We start from the raw sequence: 3,880 nt of genomic DNA, 5'->3' as shown, positions 1-3,880 counted from the left end.
CTATAAGGCGTTGTCGTGCTATCAGCCTCGTACTTCCGCTCAAAGGCGCGGTTTGGGCGTGTTACGCTTGGCGTTAAATAATACTACAATTAATTATTATTTCATTACAGTAATTAGGCACAACGATTTGAATATGGTGCGTTTGCCATTTCAACGCACCAATTCTTCAATTTACCAGTATGTTTATTTACTTCTAGCATCTTCAATTTTATCACTATCTGCCAAATGCCCTATATTTTATGTTGGTGGTTGTTTTTCTTTGTAATATCTTTCCATAAATTCAGAAATGAAGGTTCTATTTTAAAAGCGTTCTCATACTTTCCACAACTGAAAGTATAGTCCCTCCTTGAGCCTTATCGGCATTTTTCAGTAAAGCATCGATTTCTGGTAGTTCACCTTTCATAGCATTCCTATTATTCAATGCCTCTAAACCCAATTTAGCCAATTGGGAGAGATTGGCCGAATGTACTTTAATTTCTTCAAGTCGCTCATTGCCTTCAATAGCAGAAACCAACTTGCTATGGTTTTCTGACCATTTTTTCAATTTTTGAACAATGCGGTTCTTTGCCCTGACGTCTCCGTTTTGGACCCAAAGATTAACATCTTTATTAAAATTATAGGCAACGTAACTTTCCGGTCTTGCCGCATCGACCACTCTATTTAATGCAGTGGTCGTATAAAGTTCAGGTTTATATAAAACCATTCTACCAAAATATTTATCTTCTTGTAGAACGTTGACCAAGGTGCGGAGTGGATCAATATAGGGTTCTTCGACCAAATTGCGAATCAATACTTCGGTACTGGCCCTATGTCTTATTCCCAACTTTTCAAGTCGGTCATCCATAACAATTAACCTTCGATACATATCCTCGTTGTCGGCGGTATAATCTTTAGGACTCCAAAGTTTTTCCGCCACGGCTGCGGCTCTGGGCCAAATTCTTGATTCTAGGGTAATGTCATCGACCATTTCTCCCCACATACAGGTTTCCCCACCTAGAATTAAGTCCTCTTGTTCTTTGGTAAGTGCCTCTATTTTTTCAAACTTTGGGAGCGGTTCGCCATTTGGCATATGAGTGCCCCCCTTTCGTTTCCCTTTAAATTTAATGGCGACATTGGATACCGTACCCGTCCCTATAAGGGAATCTCCCTCTATTTTAATATCATAGGACATTTGACCAAAAGACGTTTCATGACTGAAAGAAATAAAATTGCCTTCGACCTCTATGTCGGTGAAGCCGTATGGTTTCCCCATAAAATACTTTATGCCCTGCAAATTCTCTCCTTCACCGAATAAATATAAATCTCCTTCCAAATCGGCCCCGCTGGCATAGAGCTTGCTTTCCCATCCTTTCCAATTCGTGGAATCAATATCAAAATCTATAGTACTAGGAACCACCGAGGGATCTACTTTATAAAGATCACCAGCAGGTTGTTTATAGTCAAGGTAATATCCGTAGGAAAGTACTGCTTTATTACCTTCTTTAACGGCTTCCAAAAGCGCTTGGTCATTTCTCCAAGATTGAACGACAATTTCTTCCTTTGGTAGGTCTGGATGAATGATTTCGTCCCAACCTACCATCTTTTTGCCATACTTGATTAAAATCTTATGAATACGTGAGTTAAAATATGCCTGAAGTTCATGAAAGTCATCCATTTCATTATTATTCATGAAATTCTGAATTTCAGGATTTTCGTTCCAATGGTCTGGTATCACTTCGTCCCCTCCAATATGTATATATTCTTCAGGGAAAAGATTGGCCATTTCTCCGAAAAATCCGTCCAGAAAATCATATACCACATCCTTGGTAGGGTTCATAACTGGTTTTAGCACACCAAAAACTGTGTCCAATACATAAGGTCCCGGAGCACTGGCCAATTCGGGATACCCAACAAACCAGGAGGTCGAATGACCCGGCAGATCAAACTCGGGCAGAACACGTATCCCACGATCGGCAGCATAATCGATTACTTCCTTAATGTCTTCTTGGGTGTAGAATTTTCCCCCGGATCCCATTTCATGGAGCTTAGGATACGTTTTCGACTCTATTCTAAAACCTTGGTATTCTGTTAGGTGCCAATGAAGTACATTCATTTTTACAGTGGCCATGGCCTCTAGATTCCTCAAGATGAGATCTTTGGGAATCCAATGGCGGCCTACATCGATCATAACCCCTCTCCAGGCATACCGTGGTTTGTCATTCAATTCCAACTCGGGTAAAACCCATTTTCCATCTTCTTCTTTTACCAATTGTAAAATTGATTCTAAGCCATATATTATACCTGTTTCTGAGTTGGCCGTAAGTGTTATATTCTTTTCGGTAACAGAAAGACCATACGATTCATCATCATTAATGGAGGGGTAATCGTTTCCTGCATTTTTACAATCTAATATTACTTTTGGTGATCCATTATTCGCAATGACGATACCAGTCCGGGACTCAAGTTTGGAATAAAAACGCTTAATGGCATTTTCCAATTTAGGCGTAGAAACGTTTTTGAAAGAGTGACCCAAGTCCTGTTCTAGCGTAAACCGTGTTTTTCCGAGGGAAAGTTCAGTGGGAAGTGGCAATAAATTAATTTGGGCACGATTTTCATCAGAAAGTGGAGATGGTTCAGGTTTTTGCAAGCTGAATCCAACACCGACCAAACCCAAACCAATCACAAAAATGAAACCTAAAACTATTTTCAATATTTTTTTCATATTTGGGTTTCTTTGTTTTATTTGATAAGAATATAAAGACTTACACCAGGCATTCTATTCATGGTTACAGCTTGCTATCATTGCCTAACACCTATAAAACTGTTTTTCTTCAGTTAAATAACCACCAACAATTGAATATAGTACATTATGCACTATATATCACTATAGGAACTAAAATAGCAAATCCTAGTAATTAAGACGCCTTCAACATTTTAGTAGTATTTTATCCAAATGGAATACGTTTACAAACGTTTGTATAGCAGACATCTTGAAGCCTATTATTGAGATGGTATATTTAAACGACCGTTTATGTGAACTTAAAAGGCTCCATGAGTTCATTATTCCCACAAAGTTCATTTTACCGTACTAATTAAATAGATTCTATTTTGACCTTTAATTAAACTTTAAGGTCATGATATTTGGATATGCACGAGTAAGTACGAACGAACAGAATTTAGATCTGCAGATTGATGCCTTTCTTAAAGAAGGGATAAGGAACAAGAACATTTATACGGACAAGGTTTCCAGTACCAAGGAAGAAAGAAGAAAACTAGGTAAACTAATGGACTATGTCAGGGAGGGCGATACGATTATGGTCTGGAAATTGGACAGGCTGGCCAGAAGTCTGATCCATTTTACCAAATTGATGATATAACTAACGAGAATGACTATTAGAAAAGTGCAGCAAGACAAAAACATTTTGAAAAAATAAGTACTAAAATATGTCGAATCTCACTATTTGAAATTCTAATACTACAGATTGCTCTTATTAGAGGTTAAATCGGCTCAAATCATTGAAAATTCTTAAACTTTTGTTAAAAAGGGACTAATTCGGTGTCCCTAAATTTTGGACCTCATTTTAACCCTTATAAAACCTAAGAATATGAGATTCTAGATAGTTCCTCTTCCTCCGCAATCAAGCGTAACTTTATTACAGCTTGAAAGAAAAAAATCCCATCAAGCTCGCTTGAATGGGATTTTTAATTTTAAGATGTCAATCCTGCAAGGATTGGAAGTTACATTTGCAGAATGGGGTAATAGGGATGCACGAAGTGAATCCCAACAGGATTGGAAGTTACATTTGCAGAATGGGGTAATAGGGATGCACGAAGTGAATCCCAACAGGATTGGAAGTTACATTTGCAGAATGGGGTAATAGGGATGCACGAAGTGAATCCC

The 3,880-nt window shown here is 38.1% G+C and carries 3 protein-coding genes; 2 read left to right on the top strand and 1 reads right to left on the bottom strand.

Annotated features, from left to right (window positions below; all coding sequences use genetic code 11):
• A partial coding sequence (locus tag WBN20_RS11375) for a hypothetical protein (protein ID WP_424281756.1) occupies positions 1–265 on the top strand: 265 nt, incomplete at its 5' end.
• Positions 266–295: 30 nt separating this feature from the next.
• Here WBN20_RS11375 and WBN20_RS11370 read toward each other — a convergent pair.
• On the bottom strand, positions 296–2,701 hold the full coding sequence (locus tag WBN20_RS11370) for a beta-N-acetylhexosaminidase (RefSeq protein ID WP_424281755.1): 2,406 nt from the start codon (positions 2,699–2,701) through the stop codon (positions 296–298).
• Between the two features lie 412 nt (positions 2,702–3,113).
• Between WBN20_RS11370 and WBN20_RS11365 the strand changes: the two genes are divergently transcribed.
• Positions 3,114–3,356: a recombinase family protein gene (locus WBN20_RS11365; RefSeq protein ID WP_424281754.1), complete on the top strand. Its 243-nt coding sequence runs from the start codon at positions 3,114–3,116 to the stop codon at positions 3,354–3,356.
• Positions 3,357–3,880 lie beyond the last annotated feature (524 nt).

The sequence above is a fragment of the Eudoraea sp. genome, from assembly GCF_049665975.1.
Taxonomy (GTDB): domain Bacteria; phylum Bacteroidota; class Bacteroidia; order Flavobacteriales; family Flavobacteriaceae; genus Eudoraea.
The sequence above is the reverse complement of the archived record's forward strand: the minus strand, read 5'-3'. Positions and strand labels throughout refer to the sequence as shown.